Below are 18,564 nucleotides of genomic sequence, written 5' to 3' on the forward strand. Positions count from 1 at the left end.
GTAAACTTTACGCAAGTCCTCTTGTCTTCGTGATGTCCATGCCTGTACTCTGGCCTTATTTATGCTTAACCCATTGCGCGCTATCCACCGGCCAAAAAATCACATCCGCACGGCCAACAATATCTTTAATAGAAACAAAGCCAATAGCACGACTATCCCTACTATTATTGCGGTGGTCGCCCATCACAAAAATATACCCCTCAGGTACCTTGGAATCGGTTATGGTTCCATTTGGAAAGTCCACATTGTTATATAGTTCTCCCTTGGCGTGCGCATCCTGAATAGCTCCCTGAATGTATGACTCCTCTACTTTCTTACCGTTCACATAAAGATTGTCGCCTTGATACCGAATCGTATCGCCAGCCACCCCAATAACACGCTTAATAAAGTCTCTTTGTTCCTTTCTCACATGGAATACAACAACCTCACTCGGCTTGGGATCACGAAAATCGTAAATCACCTTGTTCACGACTACTCGTTCATCTGTCTTGAAATTCGGTTCCATGGACGCTCCCTCAACAATAAATGGCGCAAATAATAGCCAACGTATAATGAACACGAGCACAATGGCTACAATAATGGCCTTAAGCCAATCGATCATCTCCTTTTTCACTCTTGGCTGCTTTTCCTGCAATTGTTCGACAGTTGAATCTGTCAAATGATTTCCACTCTCCATGCGCTAAAACCACCCTTTCCCACAGTCTTCATTCCTATTATATGTATAATGTTTAAGTATAATCAAATTTTCCCAGTCTGACAAAAGTGCATTTTTAGTTGAAACAAAAGTGTGAACTTTTTTTCACAACATTAAAAAAACAGTAAAAAACTGTTGATGCAAACGTTAACATATATTACACTGTGCATATACTTCATAGAGCGTATTAGACATAGGTTAGATCAATCTGTCACCCCAGGAGGTGTCCTGTTTTTACTGGTAAGACAGCATGAGCCACTTTTATATATGCTATCTTCTTTTAAAATAAGAACTCAAATGAGGAGGAATTTACATGTTTAAACGGAATGATCGTCCAAAAAACGGATTTAACGCTCTAAGACTCAGTGTTTCTTTTGTTTTCGCCTCTTCTTGTATTATTGGAACCGCTTACGCAGATGCGTTACCCAACGACACCCCTTCTTCCGCACTCACAGAAGAGGCAGTTAGTACAACTGACTCAACCACCGTCTCCACAACGTTAGCGGCAGGAGATTTGTATGTGGCGCCAAATGGTAACGTGTCCAATCCGGGCACCATATCTAGTCCTACCACGCTCGAAGCAGCTCTTACACAAATTGCTCCTGGTAAAACCATTTACCTGCGCGGTGGCAACTACACCTACTCCTCAACAATTACAATTCAGCGTGAAAATAGCGGCAATAACGGCTCACTCAAAGGGTTGGTCGCTTACGGTAGTGAAAAGCCGGTACTTGATTTCTCTGCTCAAGCCTTTGGTTCAGCCAATCGTGGACTTCAGCTTAACGGAGACTTTTGGCTGGTAAAGGGCCTTGAAGTAAAGGGTGCCGGAGATAATGGTATCTATATCGGCGGTAGCAATAACCGAATCGAAAACGTGGAAACCCACCACAACCGGGATACTGGACTTCAGCTTGGGCGTTACTCTCCTAACGCTCCCACTAGTGAGTGGCCTTCGAATAATTTGATTTTGAATTCTTACTCTCATGATAACGCTGATCCCGATAATGGTGAGGATGCCGATGGCTTCGCGGCCAAATTGACTGTAGGATCAGGCAATGTGTTTGATAACTGCTTGGCTGCGTACAACGTAGACGATGGTTGGGATTTGTATAGCAAAACAGAAACAGGCCCTATCGGTGAGGTAACCATCTTGAACAGTGTGGCCCACCACAACGGGCAGACCGCAGATGGAACGTCTACCGCGAACAGCGACGGCAATGGCTTTAAGCTGGGTGGAGACAAAATCAAAGTCAACCATATTGTGAAAAACAGTATTGCTTTCCAGAACAAAAAACACGGCTTCACCTACAATAGCAACCCCGGCAGCATTACGTTGACCAATAATACCTCGTGGGACAATGGACAAAGTAATTTTGCTTTTGACAAGGGTGATCACGTGTTCATTAACAATCTTTCCTTTGAGGGAAGCGCCAGTGACAAAACAAGCGGTACAGATCAAGACAACTCTAGCGTTTGGTGGAAAAACAAAAAATCGACGAATGCCAAAGGTCTGGTAGTCAGTGCAGACGACTTTGTTAGTCTCACGCCTTCTATCACTCGAGGTGCAGACGGTTCCATCCAGCTAGGTGATTTCCTTAAGCTGGCCAAAGGGAGCGATCTGATCGGCTCGGGTACTCCGAGCGGAAAAAATATAGGGGCACGTTAAAAGCCCCGCTTAATCAGGACGCCCTGGCCCATCTACCAACTTAGACAATTCTGCATAATATAGCGACCGGTGATTGTCCTCATAACCAGACAAAATATGAGGTGAACAGATCATGGAACGAAGAATCACACTGAAACATACACTCGCCTATGGAAGCGGTAACATGCTGGGAAGTGGCGCACTTGCGATTAGCGGTGCATGGTTAATGTACTTTTATACAACCTTTTGCGGACTGTCTCCCGTTCAGGCCGCGGCCATTTTCTCTGTTGCTAGCATCATAGATGCAGTCAGCAATCCGGTCATGGGCTTTATCAGCGATAACTTTCACCGGACCCGCTTGGGCCGTAAATTCGGTAGACGACGCTTTTTCATCATGATGGGTATCCCGCTGATGCTCGTGTATCCGATGCTTTGGGTAGATGGGTTGGGCTTCTGGTATTACCTGAGTACGTACGTGCTGTTTGAACTGGTGTATACCTCAGTCATGGTGCCGTATGAAGCACTAGCGTCAGAGATGACCCGCGACTTCGGCGCACGCTCCAGATTAACTGGATGGAAGGCCATGTTTGGCAAAATTGCCAATTTCGCCGCTGCCTTTATCCCTGGTCGCTTTATTGCTGAGTATGGCAAAGACTCTCCATTGCCTTTCTTTTATACCGGTCTCGTTTTTGCAGCTATTTTGCTGATTGCGATGGCATTCTTGTACAAAAACTCCTGGGAACGTCCAAGTGAGGAACTGCAAAAGGAACTGGAAGGTGAAGCTCCGCTTTCCTTTATAGATTCGATGAAAAAGTTGTTTATCGACATTTCCTCTACCTTCCGGGTCAAGACGTTCCGTCATCATCTCGGGATGTACCTGGGCGGCTTTTCAGCTGAGTGGCTGTTTACTTCTGCTTTTACGTACTTTATTGTCTTCTCCTTGTTTCAAAGCTCGGAGATGGTGTCCAATCTGAATAGCTTTAACTCTGTCATTCAATTGATTTCTACCTATTTCTTCATCCAATTCTGTGTGCGTAAAGGATTCCGTATGCCATTCATCGCTGCACTCGTTGTCGTTTGCTTTAGCGTAGCAGGCTATGGCCTGCTCTATATAACGGGAGCCTCTAATACGATGGTATGGCTATATGTCATCACACTGTTCATGGGACTTGGTACAGGGGGCGTCTACTATATCCCTTGGAATCAATATACGTTCCTTGCCGATGTGGATGAAGCGTTGACTGGCCGTCGACGGGAAGGAATTTATGCAGGTATGATGACTTTTGCCGGAAAAATGGTGCGGGCCGTTGTCGTCTTCATTCTCGGCTGGGTGTTACAGCACTTTGGCTTTGTATCCGGGGCTGATAGTCAGCCCGTCGCTGCTCAGCACGCCATCTTTTATGTACTCGTGGTCGGTACCATCGTTCTCGCGATCATCGGTATGATTGCTTCTGTCGTGATGAAGCTGGATATTGACAGCCACAAGAAGCTAATCGCCGAAATTGACCGCCTCAAAAACGGTGGCTCCATGAAATCAGCTAAACCGCAAGCCCGGAAGGTATTCGAGGAACTGACAGGTTTCCATTACGATCGGTGCTGGGGTAACAATAACGTGGGCTTCAAGAACAAACCCGTTGACCCTAAGACACACACTCCATCTATGTAACAACAATAACAATTACAGATTAAACATTTACTAAAGAGGTGACTGTATCATGGCAAATCCAACATCACAACCAACCACCAGTCCTACAAAAACAGATTCTTGGGCTGTACGTATGAGCGATTCCGTTCTACAACGGAGCCCGGAATTTTACGAAAAATGGGAATATGACCATGGCGTGATTTACAGAGGTCTGGAATGGGTTGGCGAACTGACAGGCGATCCCAAGTACATGGAATTTATAAAAAAACATATGGATCATTTTGTTGACGATAATGGCGTAATTCAGCGCTATAAAGTAGATGAGTACAATATTGACCACGTGAATAACGGCAAGCTGCTCTTCTCGCTGTATCGTGCCACAGGAGATGAACGATACAAAAAGGCAGCCTACCAATTACGCAGTCAGTTGGAAAAACACCCACGCACAAGCGAGGGCGCATTCTGGCATAAGCAAATTTATCCGTATCAAATTTGGCTCGACGGCTTGTACATGGGTGCCCCGTTCTACGCTGAATTTATCCGCGAATTCGGAGATCCGTCAGAGTTTGACGATGTGACCCTACAATTCAAGCTTTGCTACAAGCATACGCGTGATCCTGAAACGGGTCTGCTCTACCATGCTTGGGATGAGAAGGGTGAGCAGCATTGGTGCAACCCGGAAACAGGCTGTTCCAAAAATTTCTGGGGACGCTCGATGGGTTGGTTCGTTATGGCACTCGTTGACGTGCTGGACTATATTCCAGAGGATCATGCAGACCGTCCTGTCCTGATCGATATGCTGACGGAAACACTGGAAGCCCTGCTGAAAGTGCGTGATAAAGAAAGTGGAGTCTTTTATCAAGTGCTCAACCTGGGCCATGTGAAAGGCAACTATCTGGAAGCCTCTGCTTCCTGCATGATTCTTTATGCTATTGCCAAGGGCGTTCGCAAAGGCTATCTGCCAGAGCAATATCGTCAAGAGGCAGAAATCATCCGTAAGGGAATTATCGATGAATTTATCACGATTACTGAAGAAGGACTCGTGAATCTGAACAAAACGGTGCAAGTAAGCGGTTTGGGTGGTAAAGATCGTCGGGACGGTACCTTCGCTTACTATATCAGTGAGCCGATTATAACTAACGATCCCAAAGGTATTGGCGCTTTCATTCAGGCGATGGGTGAAGCGGAGCGCATCTAAACGATGCGGACTATATACTCTTAGATAGCACAAAGGACGGTGGCGATCAGCCCCGTCCTTTTCTCCTATATATCCTACTTCATAACCTTAAATTCATATCCCTGTTTCTTCAGGTATTCTATAATTTGCGGCAATGCTTTTGCTGTTTCTTCTTTACCATAGGTGTCATGCATGAGTATAATTGCTTTTTCTCGACCTTTGACTGACCTTATAAACTGGTTGATTAGTGCCGGTGCTTTCTTGGATCTTCCCTCTGCATCCTTCGTTAATACATTCCAGTCCACCTGATGGTAATCCTTTTGACGCAAAACCTTATCCAGAGCAGCCATTCCCTGTGGATCTCTTCTGTTCCATGTCATGTGCCCCCCAGGGAAGCGGATCATTCTGGTGGAGAATTCTGGCCCCAGAATACTTTTTAGAACCTGATTGTTCTTCTCGATCTCCTGCATAACATGATCCGTACTTACTCGTCTGTTCGGATATAAATATTTATAATTATGTGAGTACGTATGGTTTCCTATCGCGTGACCCTCTTTGACAATTCTTTTGATAAGATTCCTGGTATGCTCATTTTCATTGGCTTCTTTACCTACAATAAAAAAAGTTGCCTTGACCTTCTGCTTTTTCAGAATATCTAATATCTGAGGTGTGACCGTCACGGATGGTCCGTCATCAAAGGATAAGTAGGCCACTTTTTTACCATCAGCTCCATCGGGCATTTGTCCTAGCATTTGCTGATTTAAATATTTTTCAACAAAGGCACCGTCTTCTACATCGGGATCATTTTTTGGAGAGGCCGCTTTACCCTTTGCCCCTGCGCTGGATTTAACGTTTGATGATCCGGAATCCGTTTTTTTAGCAAGCTCCTGGGTCGGCGCGTGTGGCTTACTATCCGAAACCTTTATCGCAATGAAAGTAATGCAACCTGCCACAAATAATATAATAGCAATCAGTATCAGCCTTCTTCTGTTCCTCTTCAAGCGGTGCTCACTTGTTCTACTATGTGAATAGCCCTTTTCCATTAGCTTATGTACCTCCACACTAAAATAAGAAAAACCACCGGATCAGGGTGGATGTACACACCTTAGAATGGACATTGGAAAAACCCTTAGGTTTAAGCCGGTGAAAATTTAGGGATGCACTTCAACCAGAGGACAACCTACTCCTGGTGGCTTTCTTGTCTTGCATTTGCATAATTACGAGTATCATTGCAGTTTATTACGATTGTTTCGTTAGGACCTGAGCTAACAAGGACGCATAAGCTTTAGCACCTTTAGGTTTTAAATGTACTCCGTCATGCTCGAAATATGAATTTTTACCAGAGCTTGCTGCATACCAGTCAATCATTGTAATTCGTGGGTCTTGGGATGCAGCTTCGGCAAGATGCTTGTTCACAATACTCTCCCATGGCCGAGGCACACGGGTATTCACGAGTATAATACGCTTCGTATCCTTCAGACTGGCGAGCAAATTCGCCAACTGATCCTTGGTGAAAGCGCCGTTCGTGCCCAGCTCAATGATAACTGTCTTACCTAGCTGTCCGTTCTGTCTTAGCTGCTCCAGTACGGCAGGCGCTTCGGCCATCTGACGACCGATCCGCCCATCTACAACAGCTCCCGGGAAGGATTCCTGAAGGTACGACTGTACATCTAACATGACAGAGTCTCCAATGGCGGTCACACTCGACCCATCACCTGTCATAGGCGTATCTTCTTTGGGTTTGTCCGAAGGTTCCGACGGTTTCGTAACATCATCCGTAGTACCCACCTGGACCGCCGTGTTTTTAGGCGTCTGGGCTTGAGACAGGGCTGGGGTCTGCGCCTTGCTGCCCTCGGATCCTTGCAGCTTGGTGGCTTGGGGCTCCTTGGAAGCCACGGATACCGTTCCGTGAAGTGGCGGCATCGCCTTTGCCTTTGCGACTGGCTTCTCATCACTTGATGCCGCCTGAATCGTTGCATCAGGAGAAGCCACGTACAGGTGGACGGTACCCATGAGAATACCTGCAAAAAGCACAGCCGCTGTAGTTGTAGGCATCCATCTCCACCGCGCCTGTCTACGAACCGCTGAACGGATTTCTGTAATCCAGTGGCGGAATCCTCCATGGCGAATTGGCTCCTCGATATATTTAAACGAGAGAGATGCCAGCAATACGGTAGCTAGCAATTGTAAAATGATACGCGTCATATGTACGCCATCGGTATCTACTTGAGGCGTCGTTAGCGTAATAACCGGAAAATGCCACAGATACAGACCGTAGGAACGGGCTCCAATCCAGCGTAGCGGCTTGATTCCAAGGAGACGACCAAGGTGGCTTACCGGATGAGCCAACGCTGCGACCACAATAGCAGTGACCAAGGCTATGCCCAGCAGGCCGCCCCGGTACAGAGATGGGTCGTATTCATTCGAGGCCCACGCCCAGTGACAAAGCAGCAGCAAGCTTATCGCACCGATGCTGTCCAGAAGCATACGCGCCTTAGCAGAAGCTTGCTCTTTCAGCTTGCCGCTTGGCCACACCAAGGCCAGCGCTGCACCAATTAGTAAAGCAAATCCACGCGTATCCGTGCCGTAATACACCCGGCTCGGGTCGCTTCCCGGTACGTAAATCACGGCCATCAGGAGTGCAGATATTAACGCCAGACAAATCACCCAGCCTGCAAGCACAATACGCTTGGGCATGAATTTTAGCCCGAGCGCCAGCAGTAAAGGCCACAGGATATAAAACTGCTCCTCCACCGCCAGCGACCACAGATGCCCAAGCGGAGAAGGGGGGCCGAAACTTTCAAAATACGAAACCTGATGGAAAATAAACCACCAATTACTCATATACACCAATGCGGCAGGAACATCTCCGCGCAAGGCCGTTAGCCGTGACGGATCGAAGAGCAACGAGCACAGGACGATGACAGCCACAACCGTCAACATGGCAGGCAGCAACCTTCTGGCACGACGCAGCCAGAAATCTTTCATTTTAAAACTATGATATGTATCCCACTGACTAACCAAAATATCTGTAATCAGATACCCCGACAACGTAAAAAACACGCCTACACCCAACAAACCGCCCGGCAACCAATCCGGATTCAGATGATACACAATGACTGCGATGACCGCCAGCGCTCTTAAACCATCCAAACCTGGCATATAACGACGTTGTGACGACAACCGATTAGACTTCATTTCAGCCGCCGTCCTTCTTGCAAATTCAAGCTCCCTGTCTGTTTCAATGCTCTTCTGCCCTTTCCCTCTCCTGCACATCGTCTGTGCGATGCCCTGTAGCCTTTTCATTCATTATATAAAACTTCATAATCGTAATGATTTCATTGAAGTTAAAATTAATGACAATGTTTTTATTATATCATTCCTTTCCACAGTTAGGTAACCACTGATAGATATACAAAAAAAGGCATCTCTTCCCTTAGGAAGAAAATGCCTTTTTATTCGTATTCTATTCTCTTAAAATTTGATGATACCTGAGGTATGAAGGAAGACCAACAACATCAGGATCGGTGCAACATACCGAAGACCGAATAACCATACATTGAACCAGAAGGGTTTGATGTTCGCATGCTCAGCCGCAGTCTTCCAGTAGTAACCTGTGAATATAACAATCAACAAACCGCCTAACGGTAAGAAGATGTTGGACGCGGTGAAGTCTACGAAATCAAAGAATGATTTATCCCCTACTTTTAACTCTGGCACCAGCCCCATGGACAATGCAGAAGGGACGCCCAGCATCAAGCACAGGACCGATACGACGATAACCGAGCGAACCCGGCTCCAACGCATACGCTCCATGACATAGGCTACTGGAACTTCCAGCAAGGATACCATAGAACCTAACGCAGCAACCGCCAGCAGTACGAAGAACAAACCGCCGAAGAATGCACCAAAAGGCATTGCCGAGAATGCAGCCGGTAAAGCAATGAAAACCAGCGATGGTCCTTGAGCTGGATTAATTCCGAAGGAGAAGGTTGTAGGGAAAATAATCATACCTGCGATAAACGCATAGATTAAATCTCCACCACCAACGGCCAGCATGGCTCCACCCAGGGATTGACGGCGATCCACATATGCACCGTACGTGATCATAATCCCCATCCCAAGTGAGAGTGAGAAGAAGGCATGTCCCAAAGCAACCAATGCAGACTCTATACTTAGCTTAGAGAAGTCAGGATTCAGAAAGAAGGATACGCCCGCACCAGAGCCTGGCAGCATAAGAGCGTTAATCATCAACACGAGCAGCAGGATGACCTTGGCAGGAATCAAAATTTTATTAAACTTTTCAATCCCGTTCGATACCCCAAGCGTAACCACGACTGCTGTAAATGCAAAAACAACTAACAGCCAAACCAACGGCGCATAGCCGGAGGAAAAAGAAGCGAACTGTCCAGCAAAATCATTATTTGAAAACAGATTTCCGCTAAATGCCTCTACGGCATAATGCAGTGTCCAGCCTCCTACAATGGCATAGAACGACAAGATAACAAACGGCACGATAACAAACATGATGCTCATCTTGCCCCAAATCGGATGACCGCCTACTTTTACCATTGCAGAAGCAGCACTTCCTCGACCTGCACGACCAAGCGCAAGCTCTGCTAAAAGTACAGGCAAACCAACAAGCAACAGGCAGACAATAAACAATAAGAAAAATGCAGCTCCGCCATATTGTCCTGTAATATACGGAAATTTCCAAATATTACCTAGTCCTGCCGCACTTCCGATCGCCGCCAATATAAATCCAGCTGACGAGAAGCGTTCATTTTTATCAGACAGGCTATTCTGCCCCTTGCTCAAATTCATTATATCCCCCTCATTCTCTCTACTTACGCATAAACATGAGCATGCGTACATAAATAATTTTTACTCATTATAGCGTAAGTAGGATGTAAGGTCATGCATAATTTTTCACTATTACCGGATTTATTTTCATAATGTTCGGTATCTACAAAATACAACAGAAAACTACATATTTTCTTCAACATCCTTCTTTATTATGGTCTCTCCCATGCGATTAGATACTTTTTGATAAATATACGAAATCGCCAACAGTACAACACCAAAAGAGAAGTAGGCTACAATCGTGCTTCCTGTCGTTAATAGATGCAGATCATACAACAGCAGCTTACCTGTCGACAGCAAGGTCAAGCCCAATCCAAATCTGCGAATGTAGACCACTCGCTTGAGGAAGCCGTATACAATATACAAAATGGCCAGCAGTAAATACACCAGACTGAACACAAGACCAGCATCCCCCAGGCGGAACTGAACTCCGAGGAAGGCGGTTATGATGCCCAGCAAATATACACCCATAATGACCGGATACAGCTCATTACTTCTATAATGTCGGGTCATCAGTGCGTTCAGGAAATCCCTACTGCTGAAGAATACCAGCACATTAAAGGCTGCAAGTACCACCAACGCCACATCATCAGCAGCCGTATTTTGCGCATAATTTTCATGCAAAGTTGGAATCGCTACGGTGGCCACCAGTGCCAGCGCATAGCCTATGACGTACAACGCCAAGCTGTAGTATTTAATCACCCGATCGTACAGCAGCTTCACTTTAGGCAGGAAATAAGCCAACACCAGCGATACGCAGGTGTACAACAATACTTTGTACAAGGTGTAATGGGCAAACTCGTCGGATACAACGATGTTATACCAATGCCCGGCTTCATACAAAAGGTAGAAATACACGTTCACCAAAGCTACATATTTAAATCCTTGCATGATATGCATTTCGTACAACCGATTGTTTTTGAAAGCATTCGGACGGCTGAATTCAATCGCATAGAAGACGGTAACGACCAACATTCCCAGTGTAATGAGCGTATATTTGAGTCCAAAATAATCCGTCTCAAATCCTGACAACAGATATATAGGGAAATCGACGAAAAAGAATGCGCCCAGACACAGTAATAAAATGCCCCAGCCAGCTCGTTCCAATTCCTTCAACCGGTAACGGTGGCCATATAATGTAAGAAGAACCGCTTCAATCAACCACCCCATGGATAACCATCTAACTCCAAACTGGAACGGAATCATAAGGATGGCAAAGGTCAACGAAGTCGCATAAAATAATATTTTGGTTTGTTTCTCCTCTGGAATATATCGACGGACCCATTGTCCCAGACCCCCGTACACCAAGCAAAAGACGAGAGCCAACAAGCCTTTATAATCATCCAGGCCTGCATCACCGAACAGAGAATACAGAACGGAACAGCTCACGACTGTATTCAGAGCCAATAGGGAGAAATCCAGCCATGACAGTTTTGTTTTTAAACGGAACGGCACCCACAGTGTCATCCCGAGGTACATCGCAAATGTAATGACTGCATACAGCATGCTCGCTACGGCGCTTTCCGATAACCACGCCAGCACAATCATCAAGGGCGTATTAAGCAAAAAGCTGATATATTGCACGACGACCCACCGTTTGCGGAAGGATACAAGCAGAATCAGCAAGTTTAACAGGAACAAATAGCCCATGGCGATATACACGGCGTTCCCTTCCAGCCCGTTCGCTGCCATATAGGAAAAGAGCGGAAGATATCCCCCTACTAAACCAAAAGAGCATATCGTTCGGGATTCATACCTTAATGACAGTAGCACAGCGGTCACTGTAACGAGTACGGACAAGCCTATGCCTGTATACATTCCTATGATTTCTAACAAAAAGTAGCTGTAAAAAATCGATCCGTACAGTACAGAAATACCGCCGCCCAAAATACCGAGCGCAAAGGTCTGCTTCTGCTTGCGGTACAGCCATTCGCCGCCGCCCAGCATCAGCGCTCCTAGCAGAAAGAAGGCAACGCCCTTCATATTTCCTGTAAACCAGTTCGAGTATGAGTATTTAAATGCGGCTCCTACACCCAATATAATGAGCAAAATCCCCAGCTTGTTGATCCAGTTCAAGCCTAACTTCATTTCAAACTGATTTTGCTTCATGCGCTTCTGCATCGTTTCTTCGCTGATCTCTTCTTCTCCGAACTGCTGGAACTCGCTTGCCGTCTGATGAAGCAATTTGCGCTCGGCCTCCTGAAACCGCCTGCGTTGCTCCATGATTCGGTCTCGAATCTCCTCTGAGAACAGTCGTAATCGGGCGACGATCTCGTCCTGATCTTCTTTAAGCTCATGCGTAGTTTGCTGAATAAGCTGGTCCACTCGGTTTTTAGCCCCATATTCAAAGGATGTCAGCCGATTTTCCCCTTCTGTGGTTCTGGAAGCAAAATAGGTCTCCAGCTTTTCACGCGAAATGCGAATCATATTCGCCTTTTCGCTCAGCATTTGCTCCGTCAGCGCAGTGCGCAATTTTCCATTTTCCTGCTCAATATGTCGTACTCGCTCTTCCAAGTGAATGCAGCGAGCCTGATAATCCTCGAACTTTTTTCGCAGAACCTCATTCTCCAAAATGATATCTGAGGCTTCATAGTCTGCGATTAATGTTTGATACTCCTTGAGCAGCTTGTTCTGTTCTTGGCGGATCGTATGTAAACGATCTTTAAAATCCTCCATGTTCTCCTCCATCGCTGTCCATTTTGGTAATCATTACATTTTACATGAAATTAAAAAGGCATTATAGAGACTATAGCCTATTTTGAGCGTTAAATTGGTGCTTTTACTTAAATTTTCTTCCAGTTTCATCATCACAAAAAAAGCAGGACGAATATACATAAGAAATAAAGCCTACCTTTTCCCTTCGCAAACATGAAACCCGCATGGATGTGTTGCAGAGTCATGCCCTTGATTACCCTGCCGAAAATCAGTATACTAACAAAAAAGCAAACGATATTATGCCTGTGAAGAGCATCCAACTCGGAGGCGTTTACGCCAAGGACCATACGTTAGCGTAGGATATGGCGATATGTACCTAAGTAAACCGGACCCGCCCGTTACAGCGGAGCAAAGTGGATTGGAGAGTCATGACATCTGTCATGCTGTCCGGTCAATTTGGGTGGCACCGCGAGATCAAAGCGCTCCTCGTCCCTTATGGATGAGGGCGCTTTTTGTATTTTTATCCGAAAAGGAGTGCGGTGTCATGTTGGATATCAAATGGATCAGAGAGCATCAAGAACAGGTTCAGACGGCAGCAGACGGCAAAGGAATACAAGTATCGGTCGCAGAGCTGTTGACTCTGGATGAGCGGAGAAAACAGCTGCTTCAGGAAGTGGAACAGCTTCGGCAGAAGCGAAATCAGTGTAGTCAGGATATTGGTGCGCTAATCCATGCTGGTAAGAGTGAGCAGGCCGAAGGAGCAAAGCATCAGGTCAAAGAAATTAACGGACAGCTAGATCTTCTGGAGGCCCCGCAACAGGAAGTAGAAGAACAGTTTCAACAGCTTTTGCTTCTGATGCCTAATATCGTATCGCCAGATACACCACGGGGGAGATCAGATGAGGATAATGTAGAGCTGGAGAGGGTTGGAACGGTTCCGAACTTCGGATTTGAGCCAAAGGATCATATGGCGCTTGGTGAGCTTCACAAGCTTATCGATGTCCCTCGGGGTGTCAAAACAGCCGGTACCCGTAACTACTATCTGACGGGAGCAGGGGTTGCATTGCATCGGGCTGTGCAGCAGCTTGCGGTGGATCTGCTGACTGAACGCGGATTTCAGTTGCTGGATGTTCCGCTGATGGTACGTGCAGAGGCGATGCGCAGCACTGGTTTCTTCCCGCTCGGACTGGATCAGACGTATCGCATCACAGGAGAGGATCAGTGGCTTGTAGGCACTTCGGAAGTGCCGCTGGTCTCGTATTACAGCGGTGAGATCGTGGATGTTACGGACCCGATTCGGCTGGCAGCCGTGTCCGTATGCTTCCGCAATGAGGTCGGCTCGGCCGGAAGAGATGTGCACGGACTGTATCGTGTGCACCAGTTTGCCAAGGTCGAGCAGGTCATCATCTGTGAAGCCAGCCTGGACGCTTCAGAGCAGATGTTTCAGGAGATTACGCGCAATGCGGAGGACCTGCTTCAACTGCTGGAACTGCCCTACCGTAAGATGGCTGTCTGTACAGGCGACATGGCGCAAAAAACCTACAAGCAGGTGGACATTGAGACATGGATGCCTAGCCGTCAAGCTTACGGCGAGACACATTCGTCGTCGCAACTGCTTGATTTTCAGGCGCGTCGTTCCAACATCCGCTACCGTAATGCGGACGGCAAGCTGCGATATTGTTACACGCTCAACAACACAGCGGTTGCTTCGCCCCGGATTTTGATTCCGTTGCTGGAGCATCACCAGCAAGAGGACGGTTCGATCCGTATTCCGGAGGCTTTACGTCCATATATGCCGCGAGGTATGGAATTTTTGCGTACTCCCTTGTTATGAAAACAGGAGTGCACTTTGAAAAGTAGTACCCCATGAGCAGGATTTCCCATTGTATCATCGCAAAAAAGACGAAGGACAAATATCCTTCGTCTTTTTGATGTTTCATTGTGTCATTGTGCTTCTGCTTCCCAAGCGCTGGCAGGGCCAAAGAATTCATAGTGGATATCCGAAGCAGGGATATTCCACTCCTTCAACAGGCCGTATACCGATTGCATGAATCCCTCAGGGCCGCAAAAGTAATATTGTGCGTTACGTTCCGGTATCACGGATTGCAACCAGGCCAGATCCAAACGACCTTCCTTGTGAAAAGCCTGTGCCAGCCGATCTTGCTCCGTTGGTCTGCTGTAACACCAACGAACTGCAGCCTGTGCATGTGTGGCGACCAGCTTTTCCACCTCATTGCGCAGAGCATGGTTATCTCCGTTGACTGCTGCGTGGACAAAGGTGACAGGCCGATGCGGAGCAGATTTCACCAAGGAAGCCAGCATACTGACCATTGGGGTTAGCCCGACCCCGCCGCTGATCAGCACGACAGGTCTGCGATCTGCCCGATCCAGCGTAAAATCACCCGCCGGTGCAGATACCTGAAGCACATCGCCCTCTTGTACCTGCTCATGCAGATATACGGATACTTTACCTGCCGGACGTGACTCTACGGCATCCTCGCGCTTTACAGATATCCGGTAGTGGGATTGGCCCGGTGCATCCGAAAGGCTGTATTGACGAATATGGGTATTATGTTCGCCCGGAATTTCCATTTTTAAGCTGATATATTGCCCAGGCTCGAATTCAGGCAGCACCTGTCCATCCTGCGGCACCAAATAAAAGGACGTAATTTGGTCGCTTTCCTTAACCTTTTTCTGCACAACAAAGCTCTTAAAGTCTGACCAGCCTCCCTGCTGCTGTCCAGCCTCCTTGTACATTTCAGCTTCCATGTCTATAAATACATTAGCGATCACACCATAGGCCTCAGCCCATGCGGCAATGATCTCGTCTGTAGCCGCATCTCCCAGTACGTCTTTGATCGCAGCGAGCAGATATTTTCCGACAATTGGATAATGCTCGGGCTTAATTCCCAAACTGCGATGCTTATGTGCAATCTGACGTACCACCGGAATAATTTCCTCCAGACGGTCAATGTGCTGTGCAGCTGCGTATACAGCATTGGCCAGCGCCCCTTGTTGACGTCCTTGCTTCTGATTCGCGTGATTGAATATATTGAGAAGCTCGGGATGGGCCTCAAACATCATCTGGTAAAAACGCTTGGTGATTGTAGTTCCATGTACCTCCAAAACAGGTACAGTCGATTTGATCGTTGCAATGGTTTGCTCACTTAGCATCTTTGTATCCCTCTTCTCTCCAAAATAAGATCAACAAAGGGTGTATCAACATATGCCCCATTTGTTAATCCTCAATTTAAAGCAAGTATACCCAACTAAAGTAACCGTTTATGTGATTCTAGTCACTTTAAATTTGAATTATTCGAACATGTCAATGACAAAACGCACATTTAAAAACAATTCCGATATAACGAACGCACTTTCCCCTAACAACAGTTTCACCATTCTAAAGACTTCAATTTATTCCACTTGTAAACGCTTCCAATTGGGATAAAATCGAAGATGAGGTGCCGGACAAGCCGTTACGGCCCATCCTATTCGTGTTAAAGGAGGCAGATGATATCGTGAAGTGGATCCACAGCAGCAAATGGTTAGCCGCATGGATTTGTATCCTGTTCGCAGTGTCCAGTGCGGGTCTTCAACCCGACGTAGCCCATGCCCATACAACAGGAGTTACGCAAGCAACCTACGGGACCGAAGTGAACCAGGCGCTGAATGGTTTGGACGTCGCCAATGCCGAACTATCCCTGAGCGCAACAGCAAGCACGGCCATTACGAACGGAACGGATTGGAAAGACACCGCAGGTAACCCCATTCAGGCGAACAGCGGTAATATCCTAAAAGTAGGTTCCACTTATTATTGGTACGGCGAGCACGCCGAAAACTGGAAATTTGAAAAAGTGAACGTGTATACCTCAACCGATTTGAAAAATTGGTCCTTCCGCAGCACTATTCTCACCAAGGATTCCGCCCCTGAGCTAAATTCGAGCAAAATCGAGCGTCCCAAAGTCATCTACAACAAAACCACCGGAAAATATGTATTATGGGCGCACTATGAAAATGGCACGGACTACTCCCTAGGTCGTGTAGCCGTCGCTACCAGCGATACACCCGACGGAAATTTTGCCTACCAAGGCAGCTTTCGCCCGCTGAATTACGAATCTCGTGATATGACGGTGTTCACGGATACTGACGGTAGCGGCTACCTTATTACAGCTTCCCGTAAAAATGGCGGCGCCAACGATACGATGGCGATCTTCAAGCTGACAGCTGATTATACGGGCGTGCAGTCGTTTGTTGGCTGGATTTTTGAAAATGGCTATCGCGAAGCTCCTGCTGTTGTGAAAAAGAACAACACCTACTACCTGTTCACCTCGCAGGCATCCGGCTGGTATCCGAATCAGGGCGCTTACGCAACCGCCAGTTCCATGACGGGAAGCTGGTCTGCTCTATCGCCCTTCGGTGATCCGGCGGCTTATGGATCGCAAATCCACTCCATCGCCACGGTTACGGGTAGCGCGGGAACCAGCTACATCTATATGGGCGACCGCTGGAACCCGCTCAATCTGAGCGACCACAAATTCATCTGGTTGCCACTAACTCTGAATGACGCCAACAAAACAGCAACCCTGAACTGGTACAGTAGCTGGGATCTGGATGCTGCGACAGGCGCAGTAATTCTACCGTCCCTTGTGAATCATGCACAGGGCAAAACAGCGACTGCTAGCTCAGCCGCATCCGGTTCTCCAGCTTCACTGGCGAACGATGGCAACGCCCAAACCTCGTGGAAGGCTACTTCCGCATCCTGGCCTGCATGGTGGCAGGTCGATTTGGGCAGTTCCAAGACCATCCGCGAAGTGGGTATTTCATGGTTTATGTACAAAGGATCTGAAGCGTATTACAAATACAAAATTGAATACAGCATGGATGGAGTCAACTACTCCACGATTGATCGCACAGGTAATACCACATATGGTTTTACCTGTGACAAAGTCAATTTTCAAGCTCGCTACGTGCGAATCAACCTTGTAAATGCAGTGCTATTCAATAATCCGAACAACTGGTATACCCCGACAGTGCATGAAGTCAGATTGCTTGGCAATTAACTTGCTTCATTAAAAAGAACATGACAGGAGAATCCCATATCAAATAGGCTTCTTCTGCCATGCTTGCTTTACCACCTGTTTCGTACTCATTCGCTCAACGTATCCGATTTACTGTGGTAAACACAAATTTATCATACCGATGCCGTGAGAATGAGTATTCAAACGGTATACCCGTATCCAGATAACCTACCTGCTCAATTTCTAAAACCGGATCATCCACACCACAGTCCAAATACTCCCAATCTAGCTCAGTCGACTTGGACGCGCGGATGGTACGATGTGAACTGACAATATTAAGGCCCAGCTCCTCCTTAATATGTTTGTACACTGAGCCGTGCAACACCTGCTCGGTAATACCGCTGATCAGCTTGGTAGGCATGTATGTGCGCTCTATCACATAGGGCTCGCCCTCTACAATACGCAGACGGACGACATGATACACAGGAGAATTGGCATCAATAAATAGATGCGCCGCTACCTCTTCAGATGGAAATTGAACGTCAAACGCTATGATTTTACTTTTGATTTCTTTCCCGCGCAGTACGTTTGTCAGCCCCAGCATTTCATTCACAACGACATTAACCGGGACATTGTAGACCGATTTGACGATAAAGGTTCCGTGTCCTCTTTTACGATTCAACAGCCCTTCCGACACCAACGTATCCAATGCCCGCTTAATCGTCATCCGACTTACCCGGAACTCACTGGCCAGTGAAATTTCATCGGGAATCGGATCATCACTGCTATAGGTCTTATCTATAATACGCTTCTTGACCTCTTGTGCAATCCGTTCGTATTTATTCATCTGTCTACCACCTGTACTAA

Annotated in this window: 13 protein-coding genes; 6 read left to right on the forward strand and 7 right to left on the reverse strand. The window is 46.9% G+C overall.

Annotated elements, in window-relative coordinates; all coding sequences use genetic code 11:
• Positions 1-55: 55 nt before the first annotated feature.
• Positions 56-676 (reverse strand): signal peptidase I, encoded by a 621-nt coding sequence (lepB, locus tag NSS94_RS24075; RefSeq protein WP_029518758.1) that lies wholly within the window; start codon positions 674-676, stop codon positions 56-58.
• Between the two features lie 331 nt (positions 677-1,007).
• Here lepB and NSS94_RS24080 point away from each other — a divergent pair, with 331 nt between their 5' ends.
• The 3 genes from NSS94_RS24080 (at position 1,008) to NSS94_RS24090 (ending at position 5,182) form a co-directional block, all read left to right on the forward strand.
• A complete protein-coding gene (locus NSS94_RS24080; RefSeq protein ID WP_341040297.1) occupies positions 1,008-2,360 on the forward strand; it encodes a right-handed parallel beta-helix repeat-containing protein in 1,353 nt (450 codons plus the stop codon).
• A gap of 112 nt (positions 2,361-2,472) precedes the next feature.
• Complete coding sequence (locus NSS94_RS24085; RefSeq protein WP_341040298.1) at positions 2,473-4,005, forward strand: MFS transporter; 1,533 nt, start codon at positions 2,473-2,475, stop codon at positions 4,003-4,005.
• Between the two features lie 49 nt (positions 4,006-4,054).
• The gene (locus NSS94_RS24090) at positions 4,055-5,182 is read left to right on the forward strand and encodes a glycoside hydrolase family 88/105 protein (RefSeq protein ID WP_340886802.1); all 1,128 of its coding nucleotides are present in this window, start codon (positions 4,055-4,057) and stop codon (positions 5,180-5,182) included.
• A 74-nt stretch (positions 5,183-5,256) separates the two neighbouring features.
• Here NSS94_RS24090 and NSS94_RS24095 read toward each other — a convergent pair whose 3' ends face one another.
• The 4 genes from NSS94_RS24095 to NSS94_RS24110 all read right to left on the reverse strand — a co-directional run bounded on the left by NSS94_RS24095 (position 5,257) and on the right by NSS94_RS24110 (position 12,700).
• Positions 5,257-6,204 (reverse strand): polysaccharide deacetylase family protein, encoded by a 948-nt coding sequence (locus NSS94_RS24095; protein ID WP_318627736.1) that lies wholly within the window; start codon positions 6,202-6,204, stop codon positions 5,257-5,259.
• A gap of 196 nt (positions 6,205-6,400) precedes the next feature.
• Complete coding sequence (locus NSS94_RS24100) at positions 6,401-8,467, reverse strand: acyltransferase family protein (protein WP_341040300.1); 2,067 nt, start codon at positions 8,465-8,467, stop codon at positions 6,401-6,403.
• A 168-nt stretch (positions 8,468-8,635) separates the two neighbouring features.
• Positions 8,636-9,985 carry a sodium-dependent transporter gene (locus NSS94_RS24105; RefSeq protein ID WP_013312591.1) on the reverse strand — a complete coding sequence of 450 codons (1,350 nt, stop codon included), beginning with the start codon at positions 9,983-9,985 and terminating at the stop codon, positions 8,636-8,638.
• A 162-nt stretch (positions 9,986-10,147) separates the two neighbouring features.
• Positions 10,148-12,700 carry a DUF2339 domain-containing protein gene (locus tag NSS94_RS24110; RefSeq protein ID WP_341040301.1) on the reverse strand — a complete coding sequence of 851 codons (2,553 nt, stop codon included), beginning with the start codon at positions 12,698-12,700 and terminating at the stop codon, positions 10,148-10,150.
• Between the two features lie 203 nt (positions 12,701-12,903).
• Here NSS94_RS24110 and NSS94_RS24115 point away from each other — a divergent pair, with 203 nt between their 5' ends.
• Both NSS94_RS24115 and serS read left to right on the forward strand, forming a co-directional pair.
• The gene (locus NSS94_RS24115; RefSeq protein ID WP_275041151.1) at positions 12,904-13,038 is read left to right on the forward strand and encodes a hypothetical protein; all 135 of its coding nucleotides are present in this window, start codon (positions 12,904-12,906) and stop codon (positions 13,036-13,038) included.
• Positions 13,039-13,223: 185 nt separating this feature from the next.
• Positions 13,224-14,513, forward strand: a complete 1,290-nt coding sequence (gene serS / locus NSS94_RS24120) for a serine--tRNA ligase (RefSeq protein ID WP_069012253.1) — start codon at positions 13,224-13,226, stop codon at positions 14,511-14,513.
• A 110-nt stretch (positions 14,514-14,623) separates the two neighbouring features.
• Here the strand turns inward: serS and hmpA are convergent, their stop codons facing one another.
• Positions 14,624-15,853 (reverse strand): NO-inducible flavohemoprotein, encoded by a 1,230-nt coding sequence (gene hmpA, locus NSS94_RS24125; RefSeq protein ID WP_069012254.1) that lies wholly within the window; start codon positions 15,851-15,853, stop codon positions 14,624-14,626.
• Between the two features lie 344 nt (positions 15,854-16,197).
• On the opposite strand from hmpA, the gene NSS94_RS24130 reads away from it, so the two are divergent.
• Entirely contained in the window at positions 16,198-17,739 is a 1,542-nt protein-coding gene (locus tag NSS94_RS24130; protein ID WP_341040302.1) for a family 43 glycosylhydrolase, read from the forward strand.
• Positions 17,740-17,833: 94 nt separating this feature from the next.
• Here the strand turns inward: NSS94_RS24130 and NSS94_RS24135 are convergent, their stop codons facing one another.
• Entirely contained in the window at positions 17,834-18,544 is a 711-nt protein-coding gene (locus tag NSS94_RS24135; protein WP_029518770.1) for a GntR family transcriptional regulator, read from the reverse strand.
• Between the last annotated feature and the right edge of the window lie 20 nt (positions 18,545-18,564).

It is taken from the genome of Paenibacillus sp. FSL L8-0644 (assembly GCF_038008165.1).
In the GTDB taxonomy this organism is placed as follows: Bacteria; Bacillota; Bacilli; order Paenibacillales; family Paenibacillaceae; genus Paenibacillus; species Paenibacillus polymyxa_D.

Coding starts and splice junctions, on each gene's coding strand:
- lepB (WP_029518758.1), bottom strand. CDS start 676: ATGGAGAGTGGAAATCATTTGACAGATTCAACTGTCGAACAATTGCAG.
- NSS94_RS24080 (WP_341040297.1), top strand. CDS start 1,008: ATGTTTAAACGGAATGATCGTCCAAAAAACGGATTTAACGCTCTAAGA.
- NSS94_RS24085 (WP_341040298.1), top strand. CDS start 2,473: ATGGAACGAAGAATCACACTGAAACATACACTCGCCTATGGAAGCGGT.
- NSS94_RS24090 (WP_340886802.1), top strand. CDS start 4,055: ATGGCAAATCCAACATCACAACCAACCACCAGTCCTACAAAAACAGAT.
- NSS94_RS24095 (WP_318627736.1), bottom strand. CDS start 6,204: ATGGAAAAGGGCTATTCACATAGTAGAACAAGTGAGCACCGCTTGAAG.
- NSS94_RS24100 (WP_341040300.1), bottom strand. CDS start 8,467: ATGAAAAGGCTACAGGGCATCGCACAGACGATGTGCAGGAGAGGGAAA.
- NSS94_RS24105 (WP_013312591.1), bottom strand. CDS start 9,985: ATGAATTTGAGCAAGGGGCAGAATAGCCTGTCTGATAAAAATGAACGC.
- NSS94_RS24110 (WP_341040301.1), bottom strand. CDS start 12,700: ATGGAGGATTTTAAAGATCGTTTACATACGATCCGCCAAGAACAGAAC.
- NSS94_RS24115 (WP_275041151.1), top strand. CDS start 12,904: ATGGATGTGTTGCAGAGTCATGCCCTTGATTACCCTGCCGAAAATCAG.
- serS (WP_069012253.1), top strand. CDS start 13,224: ATGTTGGATATCAAATGGATCAGAGAGCATCAAGAACAGGTTCAGACG.
- hmpA (WP_069012254.1), bottom strand. CDS start 15,853: ATGCTAAGTGAGCAAACCATTGCAACGATCAAATCGACTGTACCTGTT.
- NSS94_RS24135 (WP_029518770.1), bottom strand. CDS start 18,544: ATGAATAAATACGAACGGATTGCACAAGAGGTCAAGAAGCGTATTATA.